Origin of the sequence: Bradyrhizobium sp. LCT2 (genome assembly GCF_009931255.1) — a bacterium.
GTDB classification, from domain to species: Bacteria; Pseudomonadota; Alphaproteobacteria; order Rhizobiales; family Xanthobacteraceae; genus Bradyrhizobium; species Bradyrhizobium diazoefficiens.
The window spans coordinates 647816-669381 of sequence record NZ_CP034432.1 but is presented as its reverse complement, the minus strand read 5'-3'; the positions used below and the strand labels follow the sequence as shown (position 1 = coordinate 669381).

Genomic DNA, 21566 nt, shown 5'->3' with positions numbered 1-21566 from the left:
TCATTTGAACGGAGCTCCGACCGTCCTCACCTGTCCGAAGATCCCGCGTCCCTCGCTCCAGGCAGACCACCATGGGAATTGTTCGCTTCGCACTACGGCTTCCGCACACATTTTATGTGCTTGCCGCGCTGATCCTGTTTCTCGGCGGGATCGCGATCCGGTCGATGCCGACGGATATTTTCCCAGAGATTCGGATCCCCGTTGTCACGGTCATCTGGAGCTACACCGGCCTCTCGACGCCGGAGATGGAGCAGCGCGTCAGCACCTACAGCCAATATTCGATCAGCGCCAACGTCACCGGAATCAAGAATATCGAAGCACAGACGCTCAACGGCCTTTCGGTTCAGAAGATCTACTTCCAGCCCGACGTCAATCTCGATCTCGCGATCTCGCAGATCGTCTCGGCGACCAATGCCATCCGCGCCCTGATGCCGCCGGGCATCCAGCCGCCGATCATCGTGCAGTTCAATGCCTCGAGCGTCCCGGTGCTCCAGCTCAGCCTCGAGTCAAACAGCCTGAACGAGCAGCAACTCTACGATTTCGGCATCTACCGGGTCCGCCAGCAACTGGCTCCCGTTCCGGGCGTGACCCTTCCCACGCCTGCCGGCGGCAAATACCGGCAGATCATGGTCGATATCGATCCGAACAAGCTGCTGTCGCGCGGATTGACGCCGCTCGACATCGTCAATGCGGTCAACACCCAGAATCTGACGCTGCCGACCGGCACGACGAAGATCGGCGACACCCAGTACACCGTTCGAACCAACGCAACGCCGGCCACGATCCAGGATCTCAACATGATCCCGGTCAAGTTCGCCAACGGGGCCACGATCTTCCTGAAGGACGTCGCCCAGGTCCGCGACGGTGCCCAGGTCCAGCAGAATATCGTCCGCGAGGACGGCCACCGGGCCGTTTTGCTCAGCGTCATCAAGAACGGGAACGCCTCTACCCTCGCCGTCGTCAACGGCGTGAAGGCGGCCTTGACGTCGATCCGCGCGTCGGCCCCGGCGGGGCTGAAGATCAACGAGTTGTTCGATCAGTCGATATTCGTCACCCATTCGGTCAATGGCGTGCTGCGCGAAGGAGCGATCGCGGCCGGCCTGACCGCGCTGATGATCCTGGTGTTTCTGGGGTCTTGGCGATCGACGCTGGTCGTCCTGATCTCGATCCCGCTGGCGATGCTGTCCTCGCTGGTCGTCCTGTATTTTCTCGGCGAGACCCTCAACACGATGACGCTCGGCGGGCTTGCCCTCGCGGTCGGTATCCTTGTCGACGATTCGACGGTGACGATCGAGAACACGCACCGGCTCTGGACCGAAGAGGGCATGCCGTTGTCGGAAGCGACCCTGCACGGAGCCGCCGAGATCGCTATTCCGACGTTGGTCTCCACGCTCGCGATCAGTTGCGTGTTCACCTCGGTCGTATTCCTGGAGGGCCCGGCCAAATATTTGTTCACGCCGCTTGGCCTCGCCGTGGTGTTCGCGATGCTGGCGTCGTACGGGCTGTCGCGGACGCTCACGCCGATCACTATCGGCCTGCTGCTGAAGGGCGAGCGTCGTCATGGCGAGGGCGAGCGATCGTCGAACATATTCGCGCGCGCCTCCGCCGCGTTCGAGCGCGGGTTCGAGCACCTGCGCGACGGCTATTCCGATCTCCTGCTGACATTGTTGCGTCGTCGCGTCATCGTGCCCGTCGTCGCCGTGCTGGTGCTGGCGCTCGGAGCCACCATGTTCGTCTATGTCGGCAGGGACTTCTATCCCCTGATCGACGGCGGCCAGATCCAGCTCCATGTTCGTGCGCCCGCGGGGACGCGAATCGAGCGGACGGAAGCGATTTTCCAGGCGGTCGAGGACAAGATCCGCGAAGTTATTCCGGAGCGCGACCGGGCGCTGATCGTCGACAATATCGGCCTTCCGGCGCGGCCCTACAATCTCGCATTCACCGACGGCTCCACGATCGGCGTGAATGACGGCACCATTCTCGTATCGCTGAAGGACGGGCACAAGCCGACTGCGGACTACATCAGGAAGCTGCGGCAGGTGCTGCCGTCGGCATTTCCGGAGGACACGTTCTATTTCCAGGCGGCCGATATCGTCACGCAAATCCTGAACTTCGGTCTCCCGGCGCAGATCGATGTCCGCACCGTCGGTTACGGCAGCAACAACCTGGCCGTGGCCAAGGAGCTGCAGAAGAGTCTTGCGGCGATCCCCGGTGTCGTCGACGCGCATCTGCAGCAGGAGGTCGATGCTCCCGCGTTCTACGCCGACATTGACCGCACTCGCGCCGCGCAATTGGGTCTCAATGCGAGCACGGTGGCGACCAATATCAATGTCAGCCTCAGTTCGTCCGCGCAGGTCTCGCCGAATTTCTGGACTGATCCGACGTCAGGCATCCCCTATTACCTGGCCGTGCAGACACCCGAATACAGGGCCAACTCGCTGAACGCCCTGGGCAACACGCCGGTGTCGGCATCGCTCGCCGCAAGCGGGCAGACGGTGCCTGGCCTCCTCAGCAATGTCGCCACCTTCAAGCGGGGCACCGTTCCGACCAATTTGAACCAGGCCAATGTCCAGCCGGTGTTCGACGTCTATGCGAGCGTCCAGGGCCGCGATCTCGGCAGCGTCGCGTCCGATATCGACAAGGTGACGTCCACCCTTCAGAAGCAACTGCAGCCCGGCAATTCGATCCAGGTTCTGGGACAGATCCAGAGCATGCATCAGTCGTTCCGCGATCTCGGGATTGGACTGCTGTTCGCGGCGATTCTCGTCTACCTGCTGATGGTCGTGAACTACCAGAATTTCGGAGATCCCTTCGTCGTCATCATGGCGCTGCCGGCGACATTCTGCGGCATCGTGACGATGCTGTTCGTCACCGGGACCACGCTGAACGTGCCCTCGCTGATGGGAGCCATCATGGCGGTCGGCGTTGCCTCCGCAAATTCCATCCTGCTCGTGACGTTCGCGCGGGACGAGCAGTTGAAGGGACATTCCGCCTTCCAGGCGGCGCTGAGCGCGGGCCGGACGAGGATCCGGCCGGTGCTGATGACCGCGGCGGCGATGATCGTGGGCATGATCCCGATGGCGATCGGCGGGCCGGGTGAGGAGCAAAATGCAGCGCTCGCGCGGGCGGTCATCGGCGGCCTGCTGTTCGCAACTCCGACCACCTTGCTGATCGTGCCTTATCTCTTCGCCATGCTGCGCAAGGGCAACGACGGCAAGCCCCGCCACGGCGTATTCGAGGAGCAACCGGAATGAGTGATGTTCGCGAACGGTCCGATGACGACGAGGCAGCAGACCGCCCCGGAGCGGAGAGCCTCAGGATCGTGGAGCTGCCGGGCAAGGTCGCACGATCCAAGCGCCGTTACGGTGGTCCGCTGCTCGGGGGAGGCGTGCTCCTGCTACTTGCGGGCGGTCTGGGCATCGGCGGCTGGCGGCACTATGAGGCCGCGCGTGAGGTCGCCGCAGTGGCAGAGCAGGTTCGGACCAACGTTCCGGAAGTTCGCGTGGCGACGGTCCAGGCTAGCGGCGACCTCATGAAGGTCACCTTGCCGGCGACGACGACCGCGTTCGAGGCTGCCAACATCTTCGCGCGGACCAGCGGCTATATCGAGAAGCGCTACGTCGACATCGGCGATCGAGTGAAGAAGGGCGATCTCCTCGTGGAAATCACCGCTCCCGAGCTGGACCAGCAGATCGCGCAGGCGCAGGCGACGCTCGCGCAGGACCAGGCCGCACTTCAGCAAGCGCAAGCGAGCCGAGAACTGGCCGACGTCACCAATTCGCGCGACAGCAATCTCGTCAAGCAGGGCTGGTTGACGGCGCAACAGGGCGATAACGATCGTCTCACCCTGCGCGCACAGCAGGGCGCGGTGGGCGTCGCGCAGTCGAACATCGCGGCGCAAGAGGCGCAGATTCGCGTGCTCCAGCAGGAGAAGTCCTACCAGCGCGTGGTGGCGCCGTTCGACGGCGTGGTCACGCAGCGCAACGTGGACAATGGCAGCCTGGTGCAGTCCGGCTCCACCTTCATGTTCACGATGATGCACTCCAACGTTATCCGAACCCAGGTCTTCGTGCCGCAGGACGAGGCTTTCGGCGTTGCTCCGGGCGTCGACGCGGATATCCGCGTCCCCGAGATTCCGGGGCGGACGTTTGCGGGCAAGGTCACGCGGATCGCGACCGCGCTGCAGCCGGGGAGCCGGACGTTGCTGACCGAGATCGACGTGCCCAACCCCGATGGCCTGCTCAGTCCCGGCATCTATTGCACGGTCGAATTATCGATCCCGCGCAGGACGCCCTCGACGACGATCCCGTCCGATGCGCTCGTCTTCGATCAGAACGGCCTCCATGTCGCGGTCGTGCGGAATGGTACGGTTCATTTTCAGCAGGTCTCGATCTCCAGGGATTTCGGCACCACGGTGGAAGTGCGCGACGGCGTGCAGCCCGGCGATCAGGTCGTGCTCAATCCTGCGGTCAATCTGGCAGAGGGCAGCAAGGTCACGGTTCGCAAGAGCGAAGTGAGTTAGGGCACCAAAAGATGATGCGGCTCGCGTTCGCAACGGCAATGGCTCTGCTGCTCGGCATCTCTCCGGGCCAGGCACAGATCGCAACGACCGGCAGCACGGCAATGGATCTGCCGACAGTGCCGGGCGCGATCGTGATCTCGCCGCTCAACAGTCCGGGGCCGTTTTCGGCAACGACCGTGCCGGGCGTTCCGGATACGACGCTGGCGCCCGTTCCGCTCGCCTCGGATCCCACGACGCCCGGGACGGTGGTCGTCTGCGCTCCGCCGGCGACCTCGCCAACGCCGTTGCCGGCGACACCGACCGTATCGAGCACTGGCCTTTCGACATCGGGCATCGCGGCCCCGATCCCGCCGGTCACGGGACAGAACGGCAGCTCCATCGGGACAATCTCCACGGCCGCGCCGGCGGGAACAGGTGCGACAGTGGCATGCAGCTCAACGCCCGGAGGGCAGGTGACGAGCGCGGCATCTCTGCCGCTTTCGATTCCGCAGGTACCTGCAAGCCCCGCGCCCGGCACGATCCTGGCGGATACCAGCGGCGCCGGCGGCACGGGCATCGACCCGAACGCCGCCGTTGTGCCCAGCCCGAACAGCTCGGCTTGCGCGGAAGGGGTTTCGATGAATCTGGCGCAGCCTGCGACGGTGTTGCCGGCCAACGCCTCGGGTGCAGCGCCAACGCCGGGCGTGTCGCCGATCCTGCCACCGGGATGCTGAGGCGAAATTGCAGGCCTCAAGCGTCATCGCAACCTAGTGGCAGGTGCAAGACGCGGGCCGGTCGCCGTCGTATGTCGAAAGCGAGATGCCCGGTATTTCAGCCAGAGCGCGAGCAAACGTGAGTGCGGGAAGATCGATCTCCTGATCGAACAGAGCGCTGACCGGACCAACGAGATCAAGTGCCGTCTGCTGACGGTTCGACTTCGCCATGATCCTTGCCCAGGCCGCCGCAACCTTCAGCTCGTAGAAGCGGCATTGCTGCTCTCTGGCCACGGATAGTCCCTCGGCGAACAGCAATTCGGATCGCGAGAGATCGGATGGGCCATTGGCCAGAAGAACTTCAGCCTTTATCCTCAGCAGGTCCGCAAGGCACCACAATTGCCGGCCTTGCCGCGAGATGGACAAGGCCTCTTCCACCGCGGCCAGGGCCTGCGCAGCCTCGCCGCTCGCGAGCAGGCCTTCGGCGAGCGATCCGAGAAACTCGGGATTGCGCATCAGCCATCCGTTCTCGGTCCGCGCTTTCAGGCCACTACGCAGCAGCGCTATTCCGTCGTCATGGTTGCCTTGCAAAACCAACAGCTGCCCCTTCAGGCAAGACGTCCAGCTCGTCCAGAAAGCTATTCCTTCGCGTGTGACGAGCTCGAGAAGGGAGGATATTGCCTGATCGGCGGCGGCGAGATCATGCGTCATCAGCGCGATCGGGCAGACGGCGTTCCGGAGCGCGTAGGCGATCGCAAGCTTGTCCTTCTCACGCTCGGCGTCCTGGAGGCACTCGGCGGCCAGTGATCTGCTCTGGGCGATCTTTCCCTGCAACAGCAGCACGCGAGCCAACATCGCCTTGGCAAGAACGCTCTGATTCAGCAGGAACCACATCAGGTTCGTGCCGCCGCTCAATCCGTGGGCCGAATCGTCCAGGGACAAGGTCAGCTCGCGCCGTGCAATCTCCTGCGCGCCGAAGAAATGGGCGGCAGCGCCAATCAGGCGACGGCCTACCGCCTCGTTGGCGGGATTTCCGGTGCGCAGCGCGATCTCGAGGTAGCGTTCGCCGACGTCCTTGGCCGCGGCATATTGGCCCGAGTTGAGGTTATAGCTCCACAAGGTCCAGACCGCCTTGAGCTGAAGCTCAAGATCGGACAATTCCTCGGCGAGCGCGAGACCGATGCTCAGCGCCGCCTTCATGCGATCCGCCGACCCCGTGGTGTTGAGGAGTGCGAATCCCAGCGCGACACAGAGCTGCGCCTTGAGCTTCGGAACGCAGGTGAACCCGGGGCTGAAATGCGCAAGAGCGTGCTCGATCCGCGTTGAGCATTCCACGAAGGACAGCAACTGCATCCATACCGGAACGAAGCCGGACGTCAGCTCGATTCCAAGCGCCGTGTCTCCACCGGGCGAGAACGCCCAATCGAGCGCCGCATGCACGTTTCCGATCTCCTGGGCGAAACGGGAGATGTCGTCGGGAGCGGGAGAGGCATCGCCGAGCGGCGCGATGATCTGCCTGAGAAAGCCGGCCTGCCGTCTGGCAGCCTGCTCGACGAGGCCTGCGTCTGCGAGCTTCTCCAGCGCATAAGCGCGAGTGCTCTCCAGGAGGCGCCATCGTCCCTCGAAGGAGGGATCCAGCGACACCAGCGATTTCGCGACCAGATTGAACAGGGTTTCGATGACGTCCGACCGCGACAGAGTGTCGTCCATCATCGCACTGGCCGCATCGAGCGTGAAACCGGCCGGAAACACCGCGAGTTGGCAAAGCAGGTTCTGCTCTGCCGGCGGCAAGAGATCGTAGCTCCAGTCCAGGGTCGCCCGCAGGGTCTGGTGTCGCGGCAGCTGGTCGCGGCGGCCGCCATTCAGGAGCTCGAAGCGCTTGTCCAGGCGGAGCAGTACGGCGTCTACTCCGAGATTGGCGGCCCGGGCTGCGGCAAACTCCAGTGCGAGCGGAATGCCGTCGAGGCGGCGACAGATGGCGGCGATCTTCTGAAGCTCCTCGGCGCCGGCAACGAAGCTCGCACGCAGCGCCCGCGTTCGGGCGACGAACAGCTGCACTGCGCTTGCCCGGAGCAGCAGATCGGGAGCGTGCATATCGGGACCAGGGACCGACAGCGCCGGAACGGCCGCAACGTATTCGCCGTCGATGCGGAGGCCTTCGCGGCTGGTCGCGAGAACCGTGACGTTCGGACAATAGTGGAGCACGGCACTTGCGATCTGCGCGGCCGCTTCGATCACATGCTCACAATTGTCCAGGACAAGAAGCAGGCGGCGGGTCCCGATGGCCTGCGCGATGCTTGCGGGCGTTACTTCCTTGTCATTCGAGGCGAGCCTGAGCGCACGGGCGGTCGCAGATGCCGCAAGAGCCGCACCCTGCAGGGCCGCGAGCTCGACCAGCGCTACGGAATCGTTGAACGAAGGCGCGACACTGCGCGCGAGCTCGATCGCCAGCTTCGTCTTTCCGATGCCGCCGGGGCCGACAAGAGTCACGGCCCGATATGCGGACAACACGTCGCTCAATTCGCTTAGACTATCCTCGCGACCGATGAGAGGCGCGCGGATACTCGGCAGGTTGCTGGAAAAGAGCGCATCGGCCGGAATCGTTACCGGTGCGGCCGCCGGATGATCCAAATGCCCGCTTCGCCAAGTTCCAGCGAGCGTGTATCCGCGACCTGAAACCGTCTTGAGCAGATTGCGATCCTCGCCCAGCGCCTTCCGGACGGCCGAAATATGAACCTGGAGCGTGTTGTCTTCGACGGTCAGGCCCGACCAGACGCTTCCGATCAAATCGTCCTTGGTGACCAGGAGGCCGGCGGAGCCCACCAATTTCTCGAGAATCTCGAATGCACGGCTTCCGATCGGCACCGTGACGTTGTTGTATCTCAGCTCCCTCCGTTGGCAATCGATCAGCCAATGTCCGAAAGAGTACGTGCGATCAACCGGAGATGACATAAGGGGTCCGTGCATCAACTTCGCTGCCGTGATCCGAGAGGAGATCACGAGCCCGCCCTTGAGATCACCGACCCGTGGCAAGAATTTGAAAGCGTCAATGCGCCTAGGTCCCCTGGAGGGGAGATCGTCGGCATGTCAAGAAGGCCCGCTCAGTCCGGCGTTCGTTCATCGTCGATGCTGGCACCCGACGCATTCGTGTTCGATACACGAATTCGTGACGACGGCCGGGCGTGTGTCACAGTGGGAGAGGCGGTTGGAAGGAGCCTGATGTCTGCAACGGAAGGATCATTTACTCACTTCGCCGAGGATCGTCAGCGCAAGACCTCCGGAGCAGAAATGCGTCCGAGAGACGTGCACCGGTCGCAAGAACGGCGGCCTGATCGTGAGCCGCCGTCCTTCCTTCCGCCGAGAGGTCAAAATCCGGAACGTTGAGACGATCAACTTCCAGTCGGCGTCAACCGGACTTGATCCGGTTCGCGAACTCAATAGCCAGAGGTGGGCTCGCAGGGCGGCCGCCGCCAGGGGGCGGTTGCGTACGCACCGACGTCGGGAGCACGGGCGCAGCCGCGCTTGGAGGAGGCCGGAACGCGCTGAGCCGACGCATAAGCCTCGGCATTGGTACGCTTCGCGTTGCCTTCGCGAGCCATCGCGGGGGAGGCAATCATGGCTGCGACCACGAATCCGGCCGACAAGAGCTTCAGTGTAGTCATCGAACATCTCCTTGAGAAAGCGACGCCGAACGCCTCGGCCCGCACGCGAGACATGTTCATGCGCGCGTCGGATCCGCAGTGTTGATCGAACGAACATTTTCGTCTTTGCACGAAGTCGTCGCGGTGCGTTGACTTCGGACATCGACGGCTCATCCCACAGGGAGGTTCGCGTCCTAGTCGGGCAAGGGCGTCGCCTGGTCAGCGCGTCCATCGAGCAGCGGACCAAACCATTCCCAGCTCTCGCCGGTGAAGCGCATCATCTGGAGCTGCTCGATCGGATGAAAGTCCGTTGGCGATGTCTTTATTCGAATGCCGGGGATGTAGGCTTCGAGTTCGAAATCGAGATCCGCGGCCACTTGCATGATTCTCTCGTGCGTCAGATCATCGCCGCAGCGTCTGATCACCTCCACGAGCGCGCTCGACATGTTGAAGGCCACCAGAGGCCCGCTCTCCGATCGATCCGCTTCCGGAAAGTATTTCGCCATGAACGCGCGAAAGTGCTGCATGCCCGGATGGCTGTCCCACTGTGGATCCGTCACGTCCATCTGATACCCCGCGCTGAGAACTCCCTTTGCGTTGTCCAGTCCGGCCGGCTTCAGCACCGCGCCGACCGAGACCGAGACGTTCGTCACGATGTGGATGGGATGCCAGTCCAGCTCAGCGAGCTTCCTGATCGCCTGAGCGGCGAATTTGGGCGTGGCTATGTCGATGAATATGTCGGGCGCGGCGGACTTGATCGCGACGACCTGTGAATCGATCGTCGGTTCGCTGACCTCGTATGGCAGGCTGGCAACCACCATTTGCGCGTACTTGTCCTGGAGCACGTCCTTCAGCCCGAGCAGATAGTCGCGCCCGAAGTCGTCGTTCTGGTGGAGAATGCCGATCCTGGCACCTGGATGATGCCTCAGAATGTAGTCCGCATAGATGCGGGCCTCGGTTCGGTAGCTCGGTAGCCAGCCGATGGTCCACGGAAAGTGTTCGGGATCGGCCCAGTGCGACGCTCCGGTGATGACGAACAATTGCGGCACATGCCGGTGGTTCATGTACTTCTGAATGGCGGCATTGCTGGCCGTGCCGAACGGCGCGAAGATCGCGAGCACCTCGTCGTCCTCGACGAGCCGTCGTGCTTGCTCGACCGCCTTGGATGGACTGTAGGCGTCGTCATATGAGATGAAATTGATCTTCCGGCCGTTGATTCCGCCGTTGTCGTTGATCATGCGAAAGTATGCACTCATCGTCTTGCCGATGATGCCGTAAGCCGACGCCGGACCGCTGTAGGGCATGATGTTGCCGATCCGGATATCGGTATCGCTTGCGCCGGGGTCGTACTGCGGCTCCGCGGAAGCGCTGCCGACTGCGAGCACGGCGCAGGAGATGACGAGCTTTCCCAGGCGCCACGCGTTGCCCGAAATCGAGTAGCCAGTTCTGCCTGTAATCAAGCGGTGCCTCCATGGCGCTGCCGGGTTTCGAACATACCAAACCCGACGACGTGTCGTTCGGCCGCGCCGGCCCGGGAGAGACGCGTATTGCGGTCGCTGGGCGTGCACGTGCAGAAGTCGGGTCCCGAATATAGCGCGGGTGCTGCCGCGAGCCCGGCTTAAGATGCTGAAGAACTGTTAAGTTTCGCAACTGCCGGACCGGCTATCCGGATCGACATGATTGGCCTTGTTTCGAAGCCGGCAGCGTGCGCCGCATGGCGCGGCCGCACTCCCGGATTTTGGACGCCATCATCTGCATGACGCTCGATTGTGGTGCCTCATCATCGATGCCAGTTGCGGACGTGGTAGTGGCCCGCGGCGAATACGGGCGCGGCACCACCCGGCCGCTCGAGGCCCATTCGTCCGGCCGGCGTCAGCGCGCCGCCATTCAGCACGTCGCGATCGGGGTACATCGATGCAAAGGCTGCCGGCTCCTGATCGGCGAAGGACCAGGCTGCGGATGCGGACGATATCGTTGCCGTTGAGAGTAGCGCCGCAGCGATTAGGATTTTGAATACACTCATAGCGATTCTCCATTGCTTGCTCTGTGCGGAGAGTCGCTTGGCGATGATCGCTGCTCGGCTGGTGGCGTTTCCGAAAATTCTTTTGATGAATCCTATGTAGGTCGTCCGGTCGAGAAGTCCCGGAGGACGTGCATCACTCCTGCGGGAAGATTCTGTCAGCGTTGTCAGAATCCTCGCGCGATTGTGCGTGGTCAAACGCGTCTGATGCCCGTTTCTGGGAGGCGGGTCGTTTGAACATTTGGAGTGTGAGCAATGAGATTAATCCCTGTTGTTTGTGTCGTCGCCTGCGTAGCGCTCTCGGGCATTGCGTCTGCCCGCGGTGACATGGGATCGCATATGTCGATGGCAAGCGGCGGTGCGCTCGGGACGAGCGCCGCCGCGCCTGGAACGAACTCGCTGGGCACCGCGCTTCCGTCGTCCGACAGTGGTGGTCGCGCGACGAAGGGGCCGTTGCTCGGCACGGACCCGACCATCGACAAGGACGACGCCCGGCTCGAGAAGATGCTGGAAGGATCGATCTGCCGCGGCTGCTGAAGAGCGCGCATTCCGAGACGGGGGCCGGCGGCGGCGCCGTCCGGCAACCTGTGTCTTTCGAAAGGGTTGATGGTAAGCTGGACTGAAAATGATGAAACCGCTTGGGCTGTCCCAATGATGGCTGAGCCAGGCCAGCGTCCCGTCTACATTTATGCGCAATGGGAGATCGATCTTGTCAGACGCGAGTTGCGTTCGGCAGGAGAGCTCGTTCCTTTGGGGGGGCGTGCCTTTGAGATTCTTGCGGAATTGGTTCAGGCGGAGGGCCAACTCGTCACCAAGAACGACCTGACGGAGCGCGTCTGGCGGGGCGTCTTTGTCGAGGAGAGCGCACTTCGCGTACATATCGCGGCGATCCGAAAAGCCCTTGGTTCTGACCGCGACATGCTGTCAACCACTGTTGGCCGCGGTTATCGTTTGCTGGGAGCGTGGCGGATCCGGCATATGGACGCCCCGCTACAATCTGCCGCAACCGGGTTGCCGCCGTCGACCAACATTCCCAGCGCGTCGTTCGATCTCATCGGCCGCACCGCCGCGATCGCACATTTGTGGCGGCTCTTGTCGGCCTATCGCGTGGTGAGCCTGGTCGGGCCCGGCGGGATCGGAAAGACGGCGTTGGCGCTGGAGGTGGCCAGAACGCCGCCGACCGGCTTGGCGGCTGACCGGTTGCTGGTCGAACTGGCCTCGCTGTCCGATCCCAAGCTCGTCTGCTCGGTCATCGCCGGCGTGCTCGGCACCAAGCTCGAGGGCGAGGAGATTTCGCCTGAATCCATCGCACGCGCGATCGGCCCTCGGCCATTGTTGCTCATCCTCGACAATTGCGAACACGTCATTGATGCCGTGGCCCAGGTGGCCGAGCTCGTTGTCAGCCGCTGTCCCGGGACGTTCATTGTTGCGACAAGTCGAGAAGCGCTGCGCATCGAGGGGGAGCACGTCTACCGCGTGCTCCCTCTGGGCGTGCCGCCTGAAGCCAGGCTCGAGCCCGCCGGCGCCTCCGCGTACAGCGCAGTCGAGCTGTTCACGAGCAGAGCGAAGGCGTTGGGTTCAAGCTTCGCGTCCGACGAGGAGAACATCGGCGCCATCGCAGCCATCTGCCGGCGGCTCGACGGCATTCCGCTTGCGATCGAGTTTGCAGCGGCGCGCGCAGTCATGCTCAGCCCGCCGAGGATCGCGGCACTTCTCGATGACAGGTTCAAATTTCTGACGACGGGCCGTCGTACCGCGTTGCCGAGGCAGCAAACGCTGCGAGCAACGCTCGACTGGAGCTATGACCTGCTGCCGGACGACGAGGCGTGGCTGCTCCGGCAGCTCGGCATATTCGCCGGCGAATTCCAGCTCGATGCAGTGATCGCGCTCGCCGGCGAGCATATCGGCGACGTGACCGGCCAGCTTGCCAGGCTGGTGGCAAAGTCACTCGTTGTCGCTGATATTCGCCGCGACAGTCCTCATTATCGCTTGCTGGATACAACGCGTGCCTATGCATTGGAGAAGCTGCACGCGGGCGGAGAATATCCCGACGCCGCCCGCCGCGAGGCGAAATACTATTGCGGATTCTTTGCCAACGCCGAGGCTGACAGCGAAGTAAAGCCGCAGGCGGAGTGGCTCACCATCTATGGCCGGCACATCGACAACGTGCGAACGAGCCTTGATTGGGCCTTCTCGTCCGGCGGAGACGCGCAGGTCGGAGCGGCCTTGACGGCGGCCGCGGTCCCGCTCTGGGTGCAATTGTCGCTCCTCAGCGAATGCCGCGAGCGGACCGAACTCGCTCTGGCGCGCCTCGACCCGACGGCCGCGAACGCGCCGCGGCTTCGCATGCAGCTGTCGGCCGCGCGCGGCTGGTCGCTGATGTACGGTGTTGGAAGAGCCCGGGAGGCCGGTCCCGCCTGGGCCGCGACCCTTCAGCTGGCCGAGCAACTCGGTGACAGGGACTACCTGTTGCGCGCGCTTTGGGGACTCTGCATCGATCAGTTCAACAATGGCGAATTCCGCAGGGCCCTCGAATTTGCGCATCGTTTCGCGGACGCCGTAGCCGATTCCGGCAATCCTGTCGACCGGATGATGGCCGACCGACTTCTTGCAACCACGCTGCACTATCTCGGCGACCAGCGGCAGGCGTATCATCACATCGGGCGAACCTTGTCTCGCCTCTCGGATCTGGCGGCCAAGCCGCAGGTCATCCGTTTCCGGTTCGACCTGCGGGCCTCAACTCACTACTTCCAGGCGCGGATCCTGTGGCTGCTTGGCCTCGCGGATCAGGCCTTGAGCGTCGTCGAGCGCAACGTCGAGGAAGGCCGGACGAGCGGCCACGCACTCACATTCTGCAGCGTCCTCGGGCAGGGTGCTTGCCCGATTGCCTTCCTGGCCGGCGATCTCGACGCGGCGGAGCGGTATTGTACGATGCTGATCGAGCACACCGAACGCCACCCGATCCGCTTGTGGAACGTATGGGCACGCGCCTTCAGGGGCGTGCTGATCTCGCGCCGGGGCGACGTAGCGACCGGATTGCCGCTGCTGCGCAAGGCGCTCGAGCTCGCGGGCGAGGCGCGCTTCCTGCCGCGTTTCCTGCTTCCCTTCGGCGAGCTCGCCGTGTGTCTCGGAGAGGCCGGCGAGGTGTCGCAAGGGCTCGCGACCGCCGACGAGGCGCTCGCACGATGCGAGGCAAGGGACGAAGGGTGGTATGTCGCCGAGCTCTTGCGCATCAAGGGCGAATTGCTGCTGCTCCCCGGCGCGCGCCGCTCGACGGGCGGTGCCGAGCAGGCCTTCGACAAGGCGTTCGAGGTGGCGCGGAGCCAGGGTGCATTGTTCTGGGAGCTGAGGACGGCGATCAGCGTGGCACGAATGAGGATGAATGAGGGGCATCCGGCCGATGCACGCGATGTTCTCGCTTCCGTGTATGGCAAATTCACCGAAGGCTTCGAGACTGCGGACCTCAGCGACGCGCGCGCAATGATGGTGAAGCTGGGATCGTAAGCGATGGAGGCCCCGGGGAGCGGCATCAGATCCGATCGATCGGATGCCTGTGCGGCCTCGGCGAGCGCCGCATCCCCGTGCTCTGGAACGTTCCGCAATCCGCCAGTGGCGCCGCCTGTGCCATGGATGGCGATGGCCGGCGCCGACGTCTCATTGCCAACTCAGCATGGACCGGCCGCCCGCACGCGTCGTTCGAGACTGCACCCCTCTATCGCGATTGCACGGCGATCGAGGCGATGCGCGCTTACGCGATCCGGAGAGGATCATTTGGCCGCAAACGAGCGCGAGCGTGGCGGGTTCAGCTCGGCAAGCAAGCCTCTTGCCGCCACGAGGCTGCGCGTCTGGAATCCCTCGGTAAACTGCTGATAGACGGGGGCGAGCATATCGTACGCCTCCCGGCGGCGATCGCCTCGCTGCCATAGTCTCGCAAGCGCGATCGCCGCGCGAAGCTCATAACCCAGCGCCCCCTGATGGCGGGCGAGGTCGAGTGCTCGGATGAGGCTCAGCTCCGCTTGCGAAAGATCCGGATTGCTCTTCCTCATCAGCGCTTTCGCTCTTGTGCACAACATGTCGGGCATGTCCATCATGAAGTTGCAGTGTTGGGCCTGGGCAATCGCCTGATCAATGATCTCCAGGGCTTCGTCGCCGTGACCTGTCGCCGCCAGGGCATCGGCGAGAGGCATGCGAAACCCAGCCACCGCACCGAAGCACAGGCTCTGCAGCTTCTCGATCGAGCCTTTCAGCATGGCGAGTCCGACACCGGTCTCGTTCCTGGCCAGCAGTGTAATCCCCTTCATGGCCTCGCCGACCAACTGGAGGATGGCGAGGTTGTGCCTGCGAGCCTCCACGACGAACCTGTCGATGTGTTCTTCGCAATCCTCCAGATCGCCATTCCAGAAGAAGACGCCGAATGCCCATGGCAGCGCTCTGCAGAACATGACCGGATGGTTCGCTGCGATGACGTCCGAGATGGCGCGGCGCACTATTCGCGTCGCCTGATCGGGATATCCCTGAAGCCAGAGGACGCGCGCAAGGGTGATTTGAGCGCGTTTGGGATATTCGAGGGTGAGGCCGCTAAGGACGTCCTTGTCCAGGCCCGTATGTCGCAATGCCTTTTCGACGTATGAGCGAGAGGCAACGAACTTGCCGAGATACTGGCAGGAGATGCTGAGCAATACGCGCATGCGCGCGACCGCATTGGAATCGTTGTTGGCAAGGGCAATGGCTTCGCCGCGCTTGGCGATGCCGAATGCGTCATCATACTTGCCGACGAACAATTGCAGCAAATGCAACTGGTCGATCAAACGGATCTGCCCCGGTATATCGCCGATCCTTTCCGTCAGCTCGAGCGCCCGGCGGAGGTGATTTGCGCCCAATTCATCCAGCTGTCCGGTGAGCATGCGCGCCGCCCCTAGCGCCGTGTGAAGGACGAGGCCCTGCCTGATGCCTCCATTGGTGTCATCGAGTGCTTCGATGGCGCGGGTGACCCAGAGCTCGCATTCCGCCAGGAGCGACAGCTTGAAGAAGAGCGGTATCGATGCTGCAGCGAGCGCCACGCCGGCTCTGCGGTCTCCCTGATCCGAGAAGCACCACGTCAGTGCGGCGCGGACGTTGCCGAATTCCTCCGCAACCGTCGAAAGGTCTCGGTTCGCTTCGTCGCCGATCTTCTCAAGGAGGCCGAGAAAGTAGCAGGCGTGACGTCGCGCGACCGCTTCGGAGTCCCCGCTGGCGGCAAGTTTCTCTTGCGCGTATGCCCGGGTCGAGTCGGCAAGGCGGTAGCGGGTCGGTTGCGAGCCGGTGTTCAGTGCAAGCATCGACTTGGCGACGAGGCTGTCGATGATCGCCAGGATCGTGTCGTCATCCTCCGAGCCCGCGGCAATCGACCGCACGGCGTCCAGGGTCATGCTGCCGACGAACACTGACAGCCGGCCGAGAATCACGCGTTCCGCGTCGGATAGAAGATTGTAGCTCCATTCGATGGTTGCGCGCAGTGTCCGGTGCCGAGGCAGCGCGGTGCGTCGTCCCTCCCACAGCAAATTGAGGTGCTGGTCGAGGAGTTGGACCATCGCTCTTGCGCCATATGCGCCCACATGGCCGGCGGTGAGCTCGATGGCAAGCGGGATACCGTCGAGCCGACGGCAGAGGTTGCCGACATCAGAGGCGTTCGCATCCGTCAGCGCGAACTCGCCGCCCCCCGCGGTCGCACGCTCGACGAAGAGTTTCACCGAAGGGTAGGCGAGAGCGTTCGCGGCCGTCAGAACGATCTTCTCCGGCGGGCTCGGCAGCGGTGGGAGCCGGTATGTGAACTCGCCTTCGACGCGCAGCAGCTCCCGGCTGGTCGCCAGGATGTGCAGCTCCGGTGCTGCCTGGTAGAGCCGTTCGGCCAGCGCCGCCGCGGCTTCGATGACATGCTCGCAGCAGTCCAGAATGAGCAGCATCCGCATGTCGCGCAGGAATGTCGCGAGGCTATTCGTGGGATCATTCGATCGAGCTCGCAGCCCAAGTGAAGATGCGACGATCGCCGGCACTGGAGCGGCGCTGCCCGTCTCGCCGAGTCCGACAAAGTGGACATTGCCGGCGAATTCCGCGAGCAGGGCGTGGCCTGCGGAAATGGCGACTGTGGTCTTGCCGATGCCGCCCGGGCCGACGACCGTGACGAAACGTTGGGCTCTCAGTCTTTCCGAGATGTCCTGTATGGCTTGCTCACGCCCGACCATCTGCCGGGGATGCGCCGGCAGGTTATGGACGTAAGTCGGATTGGTCGGTGCAGGTTGCCTCTGTTCCGGGCGCGATACCGCCGCGACGAAGCAGTAGCCTTGCCCGGAGACCGTGCTCAGATATCTGACGCCGTCGTTGCCGTCTCCGAGTGCCTTGCGGAGTGCGGCGATATGGACACGCAGGCTGTTTTCCTCGACGGCGGCGCCCGGCCACGTCGTGGCCATAAGCTCTGTCTTGCTGACGACGTTGCCGGCCTGCCGGACCAGTGCGAGCAGAATGTCGAATGCTCGACCCGACAGCTGCAGGGGGCTCCCGTCTCTCTCAACCCGCCGCTGCGCGGGGTCGAGCCGAAACGGCCCGAAGACCAAGATCTCCCGGGCGGCTTCGTCTTGGGCGGAGCGGCCGGCAGCGGCCATCGTGTTGCTGCTTTGCGTGTTGTTGCTTTGCCAGCGGGGGGCCATTGGGAATTTCAACCCGGCGCACGACTCGTCACGTTCTATGACTTGGAAGCACACCAAGACGCGTGAACGTAGTGGCCTTTCAAACCTAACATTCGGCAGTAACAGGGTAAAGGATTGGGACGTATCACTTTCGTCTGGGGCTCCGAAGAGGCTCCCGGATTTTCAGGAATCGACCCCTGATTACAGAAACGACCGGGAGCTTATATCGATGCGTCGAAACGAGCGCCGCGGCTGGTCTTCGGTCTCGCCTGATCACGAATGTGCGACGCCACGACACCCAGCCCTATCCGATGGACGCGGGCTTGAGAATGTCGTCCAACCCGATCCGGCGGAGAAGTTCCATGCGGACGCTGTCGGCGATGGCGTTGACGGCTGCGGCTCCGTCGTCGTCAGGACCGAAATGAACTCTCAGCGGCCGTTGTCCGAATGGCATGCCGACGACATCGGCTATGGCGGTCGCGACGTCTTGCGGAGTTCGATCCTTCGCCGGAAGCTGCGCAAGTGCCGATTGCGCGATCTCGCTCACGTCGGCCGTCGGACCATCCGCGTATTCCTCGGCCCGCGCCGTGTCGAGCGGTCGGCCGGAGCGAATGTAGTGGCCGGGTCCGAGCGCACTGGGGACCACGATCGTCGTCTCGACGCCCCAGCGCGCGAGTTCGCCCGCATAGCCGAGCGCCAGTGCATCGAGGGCGGCCTTTGACGAAGCATAGGCTCCCAGGAAAGGAACCGAGGCGCCACGTGCGCTGCTCGATGAGACCCAAATCAGCAGGCCCTGGCCCTGCTTGCGCAACTGGGGCAATGCGGCCCGATTGACCCGTTGCGCATTCAGCACGTTGGTGTCGTAGAGCTCGGCAAGCTGGTCCGGCGTAAAGGCCTCCGCCGGTCCGTAGATGACCTGTCGGGCATTGTGCACGATCACGTCGAGGCGGTTGTTCTCGGCGACGATGGCATCGATGGCCGAATTCACGGAGGCTTCCGAGGCGACGTCGAACGCGATGGTTCGGAGTTCCGCGCCGTGCTTGCCGGCGTCCTCGACGCCGTGATCATCGTGGCCCTTCGTTTCCTGCATCGAAACGTAGACCGTGTGGCCGGCTTGCGCCAATGTCTTGCAGGTGCTTCGTCCGATGCTGTTTGCAGCTCCTGTGACGATGATCACTTTGCTCATTCGAACCCCAATCGCACTCCAGCTTCCGCAAAGACGCCAGCGTCGTCGCGACACGTTCATCGTTCGTCGATCGACCGCTGGCCTTGTGCGAAGAGCCTTTGAACTAGGCCCCGGCGCAAAGCGGGTCTTTCGAGCCCGGTGAGTGATTTTCAGATCGCACGAAATATTTCGAGAAAGCCCGAAATCCGGTGAGGACGAGCCCCGCATACTGGGCAAGCACGAACGTGCCTTCGCGAAATTGGCGATCCGGTTTCAGAAGATCGCGGCCGTGGTCGCCAGCTACAACGGAACCCGAGCCGCTCGACAGAACGGGCCGTGGGGCCGGTCTGCGGGGCGGCTTGCGTATTGCAAGGAGAAGCGATGAATCAGTCAGGCAACCTGCCGCGCTCGAGGCTCGGCTCGCTGGTGCTGATTGTGGCCGTCCTCGGGGGCGGTGCTGCCGCGTTTGCCTACACTGCTGGGTGGTTCTCGCCCGGGCGCCTGACGCCGGATCTGATGATCGCGGCGCTCACGCCCCCGAGTGGCCCGCCGCTCGGGCACCGGCGAAATCATGCCAAGGGAATCTGCTTCACCGGCGCCTTCGAGGCGAACGGGAACGGCGTGGAACTCTCGAAAGCCAGGGTCTTCGAGCGAGGCACGTATCCGGCTCTGGGCCGCTTCAATCTTGGCACTGCCGATCCGAGCGCCGTGGACGCAACCGCGCGCGTGCGCGGTTTGGGATTGCAGATCGCAACGGCGGATGGCGAAGAGTGGCGGATGGCGATGATCAATCCGCCGTTCTTTGCAGTCTCCACGCCGCAGGCGTTTCACGACCTGTTGATTGCATCCGGCAAGAAGGATCCGGAGGCGATGAAGGCGTTCATCCAGGCAAATCCGGAATTCGCCGCCTTCGCGGCCTGGGCCAAAACGGCGCCCTGGACCGCCAGCTATGCGGAGGAGCCTTACCACGGGCTCAACAGTTTCATCTTCACGGATGCGAAGGGCGCAGAGCATGCGGTGCGATGGTCGCTGCTGCCGACGGCGGAGGTCGTTTCACTGTCACAAGCCGAGCTGGAAAAGCGCGGTCCCGATTTTCTCGAGCAGGAGATAGCGGAACGGGTCCGGATCGCCGGCCCGCAACGCTGGACCATGGTCACGACCGTCGCCGATCCCGGTGATCCGACCGCGGACCCGAGCAAGCCCTGGCCTGAGGGCCGCCGTACGGTGCAGGTCGGAACGCTCATCGTGCAGCGGATCGAACCGGAGCGGGATGGGCCCTGCCGCGACATCAACTTCGATCCGACCGTGCTGCCGCAGGGAATCCGGGTGTCGGACGATCCTTTCCCGGCCGCGCGCTCGTCGGTCTACCGCAAGTCCTACGATTTGCGTGCGGCCGAAGCCCGGGATTATTCTCGAACCGAGACCGCCAGGCCATGAGCAATGCTCCTCATCGTTTCGCCCTGCTTCAGCGGCTCCTGCACTGGTTGATGGCAGTCTGTATTATCGCCATGCTCTTCATCGGCGTCGGCATGGTGTCCACCGTGGCGCCGACATATCTGCCGCTGATCCTGATCCACAAGACGCTCGGCGTCACTCTTCTGGCTCTCGTCGTGATCAGGTTGGCTCTGCGGCGCCACTACAGCGCGCCACCGTTGCCGGCTGATCTTCCGCCGGCGATGAAGCTGGCAGCACGTTTGTCGCACCAGCTCCTGTATGGCTTCATGATCGTGATGCCGTTGCTGGGGCTCGGCATGCTTTGGGCTGCGGCCTATCCAGTCGTTCTGTATGGCGACATTCGAATTCCGGCGTTGCTGCCGCAGAGCGACCGCCTGCACACGCTGTTGTGGAATGCCCATGTCTATCTGGGCTTTGCGTTCTTTGCCCTCGTGCTGCTGCATCTCGCGGCAGGGCTGTTCCACGCGTTGATCCGCCGCGATGGCGTATTCGGAACGATCGCGCTCCTGCCGTTGCGGAACAGGACGACGCCGGCGGAATGAAGCCCTCGTGCGCCGGCGAAGCATGCGGTTAAAGTTTTTCAACCTCCAACAAGGATGACGACAATGAGCAAGGCGGATCTCCAGAGCCCGACGGATCTCGGGGCCAACGCGAACCGGGACATTCCAGCCGCGCTGAGAGCGCTGCTGGCCGATGTCTTCGCGCTGTACCTGAAGACCAAGAACTTCCACTGGCACGTATCGGGCAGGCACTTCCGCGACTATCACCTGCTGCTCGACGAGCAGGCCGAGCAGATCTTTGCCATGACCGACGACATTGCCGAGCGGGCGCGCAAGATCGGCGGCACGACGCTGCGCTCGATCGGCCAGATCGCGCGCGAGCAGCGCATTCTCGACAACGACGCGGATTATGTCGAACCCCAGGACATGCTCGCCGAGCTGCGCAGCGACAACCAGCAGCTGACGCGGGAAATGCGCCGGGTCCACGAGCTTTGCGACGAGTATGGCGACGTCGCCACCGCAAGCCTGCTGGAAAACTGGATCGATGAGACGGAGCGGCGGATCTGGTTCCTGTACGAGACCGGACGAAGCGGCCCGAATTCGTAAGCACAGGATGCCGGGTCGATGACGAGCTTGCCTTGGTGATCGACCTGGTGTCGAAGGCGGCCGATCGCTGCGACGCCGCGGAAGCGAGGGCGACCCTCGCTTCCGCGCAGGGGTGGTTGGAAGTCCATGCGCGACTTTACCATCTCACTGCCGTTGCATCTGCCAAAGATGGCTGCAGACCTGCCTTGAACGCTCGCCGTTTGATCGTGAGCCCACCGAAAAGACCCGCATCGTGCGGATGAAACAATATCGCGGCATCCTCGAAAGATGACCCCGAGCGAAACTCTGTACGCTTGCTCCCAT

The 21566-nt window shown here is 63.3% G+C and carries 13 protein-coding genes and 1 pseudogene; 7 read left to right on the top strand and 7 right to left on the bottom strand.

Annotated features, from left to right (window positions below; translation table 11 throughout):
• Positions 1-71 precede the first annotated feature (71 nt).
• Together EI171_RS03930 and EI171_RS03925 are read left to right on the top strand one after the other, a co-directional pair.
• Positions 72-3254, top strand: coding sequence for an efflux RND transporter permease subunit (locus tag EI171_RS03930; protein ID WP_161532649.1), 3183 nt, complete (start codon positions 72-74; stop codon positions 3252-3254).
• Positions 3251-4522, top strand: a complete 1272-nt coding sequence (locus EI171_RS03925; RefSeq protein ID WP_161532648.1) for an efflux RND transporter periplasmic adaptor subunit — start codon at positions 3251-3253, stop codon at positions 4520-4522. The genes EI171_RS03930 and EI171_RS03925 overlap by 4 nt, the downstream gene beginning before the upstream one ends.
• Here EI171_RS03925 and EI171_RS03920 read toward each other — a convergent pair.
• From EI171_RS03920 to EI171_RS03900, 5 genes and pseudogenes are all read right to left on the bottom strand, one after another.
• On the bottom strand, positions 4494-5177 hold the full coding sequence (locus EI171_RS03920) for a hypothetical protein (protein WP_161532647.1): 684 nt from the start codon (positions 5175-5177) through the stop codon (positions 4494-4496). The two genes, EI171_RS03925 and EI171_RS03920, sit on opposite strands and share 29 nt — an antisense overlap.
• A gap of 2704 nt (positions 5178-7881) precedes the next feature.
• Positions 7882-8166: pseudogene (locus EI171_RS46635) on the bottom strand (transcriptional regulator); the annotation flags it as partial.
• A 482-nt stretch (positions 8167-8648) separates the two neighbouring features.
• Positions 8649-8876 carry a hypothetical protein gene (locus tag EI171_RS03910; protein ID WP_074076402.1) on the bottom strand — a complete coding sequence of 76 codons (228 nt, stop codon included), beginning with the start codon at positions 8874-8876 and terminating at the stop codon, positions 8649-8651.
• Positions 8877-9049: 173 nt separating this feature from the next.
• Positions 9050-10315: an ABC transporter substrate-binding protein gene (locus EI171_RS03905; protein WP_202633103.1), complete on the bottom strand. Its 1266-nt coding sequence runs from the start codon at positions 10313-10315 to the stop codon at positions 9050-9052.
• Positions 10316-10635: 320 nt separating this feature from the next.
• Complete coding sequence (locus EI171_RS03900) at positions 10636-10878, bottom strand: hypothetical protein (protein ID WP_028175300.1); 243 nt, start codon at positions 10876-10878, stop codon at positions 10636-10638.
• 336 nt (positions 10879-11214) lie between these two features.
• On the opposite strand from EI171_RS03900, the gene EI171_RS03895 reads away from it, so the two are divergent.
• Positions 11215-11412, top strand: a complete 198-nt coding sequence (locus EI171_RS03895; protein ID WP_231166614.1) for a hypothetical protein — start codon at positions 11215-11217, stop codon at positions 11410-11412.
• A 69-nt stretch (positions 11413-11481) separates the two neighbouring features.
• Positions 11482-14379 (top strand): winged helix-turn-helix domain-containing protein, encoded by a 2898-nt coding sequence (locus EI171_RS03890; RefSeq protein ID WP_161532644.1) that lies wholly within the window; start codon positions 11482-11484, stop codon positions 14377-14379.
• 263 nt (positions 14380-14642) lie between these two features.
• Here EI171_RS03890 and EI171_RS03885 read toward each other — a convergent pair whose 3' ends face one another.
• Both EI171_RS03885 and EI171_RS03880 read right to left on the bottom strand, forming a co-directional pair.
• On the bottom strand, positions 14643-17558 hold the full coding sequence (locus EI171_RS03885) for a winged helix-turn-helix domain-containing protein (RefSeq protein ID WP_161532643.1): 2916 nt from the start codon (positions 17556-17558) through the stop codon (positions 14643-14645).
• A 283-nt stretch (positions 17559-17841) separates the two neighbouring features.
• On the bottom strand, positions 17842-18723 hold the full coding sequence (locus EI171_RS03880; RefSeq protein ID WP_028175297.1) for an SDR family NAD(P)-dependent oxidoreductase: 882 nt from the start codon (positions 18721-18723) through the stop codon (positions 17842-17844).
• Positions 18724-19083: 360 nt separating this feature from the next.
• Here EI171_RS03880 and EI171_RS03875 point away from each other — a divergent pair, with 360 nt between their 5' ends.
• The 3 genes from EI171_RS03875 to EI171_RS03865 all read left to right on the top strand — a co-directional run bounded on the left by EI171_RS03875 (position 19084) and on the right by EI171_RS03865 (position 21263).
• Positions 19084-20139 (top strand): catalase family peroxidase, encoded by a 1056-nt coding sequence (locus EI171_RS03875; RefSeq protein ID WP_161536915.1) that lies wholly within the window; start codon positions 19084-19086, stop codon positions 20137-20139.
• Positions 20136-20699: a cytochrome b gene (locus tag EI171_RS03870; RefSeq protein WP_011083123.1), complete on the top strand. Its 564-nt coding sequence runs from the start codon at positions 20136-20138 to the stop codon at positions 20697-20699. Before EI171_RS03875 ends, EI171_RS03870 begins: the two co-directional genes overlap by 4 nt.
• 63 nt (positions 20700-20762) lie before the next feature.
• The gene (locus tag EI171_RS03865; protein ID WP_028175294.1) at positions 20763-21263 is read left to right on the top strand and encodes a Dps family protein; all 501 of its coding nucleotides are present in this window, start codon (positions 20763-20765) and stop codon (positions 21261-21263) included.
• The last annotated feature ends 303 nt before the right edge of the window (positions 21264-21566 follow it).

Coding starts and splice junctions, on each gene's coding strand:
- EI171_RS03930 (WP_161532649.1), top strand. CDS start 72: ATGGGAATTGTTCGCTTCGCACTACGGCTTCCGCACACATTTTATGTG.
- EI171_RS03925 (WP_161532648.1), top strand. CDS start 3,251: ATGAGTGATGTTCGCGAACGGTCCGATGACGACGAGGCAGCAGACCGC.
- EI171_RS03910 (WP_074076402.1), bottom strand. CDS start 8,876: ATGACTACACTGAAGCTCTTGTCGGCCGGATTCGTGGTCGCAGCCATG.
- EI171_RS03900 (WP_028175300.1), bottom strand. CDS start 10,878: ATGAGTGTATTCAAAATCCTAATCGCTGCGGCGCTACTCTCAACGGCA.
- EI171_RS03895 (WP_231166614.1), top strand. CDS start 11,215: ATGTCGATGGCAAGCGGCGGTGCGCTCGGGACGAGCGCCGCCGCGCCT.
- EI171_RS03890 (WP_161532644.1), top strand. CDS start 11,482: ATGGTAAGCTGGACTGAAAATGATGAAACCGCTTGGGCTGTCCCAATG.
- EI171_RS03885 (WP_161532643.1), bottom strand. CDS start 17,558: ATGGCCCCCCGCTGGCAAAGCAACAACACGCAAAGCAGCAACACGATG.
- EI171_RS03880 (WP_028175297.1), bottom strand. CDS start 18,723: ATGAGCAAAGTGATCATCGTCACAGGAGCTGCAAACAGCATCGGACGA.
- EI171_RS03875 (WP_161536915.1), top strand. CDS start 19,084: ATGAATCAGTCAGGCAACCTGCCGCGCTCGAGGCTCGGCTCGCTGGTG.
- EI171_RS03870 (WP_011083123.1), top strand. CDS start 20,136: ATGAGCAATGCTCCTCATCGTTTCGCCCTGCTTCAGCGGCTCCTGCAC.
- EI171_RS03865 (WP_028175294.1), top strand. CDS start 20,763: ATGAGCAAGGCGGATCTCCAGAGCCCGACGGATCTCGGGGCCAACGCG.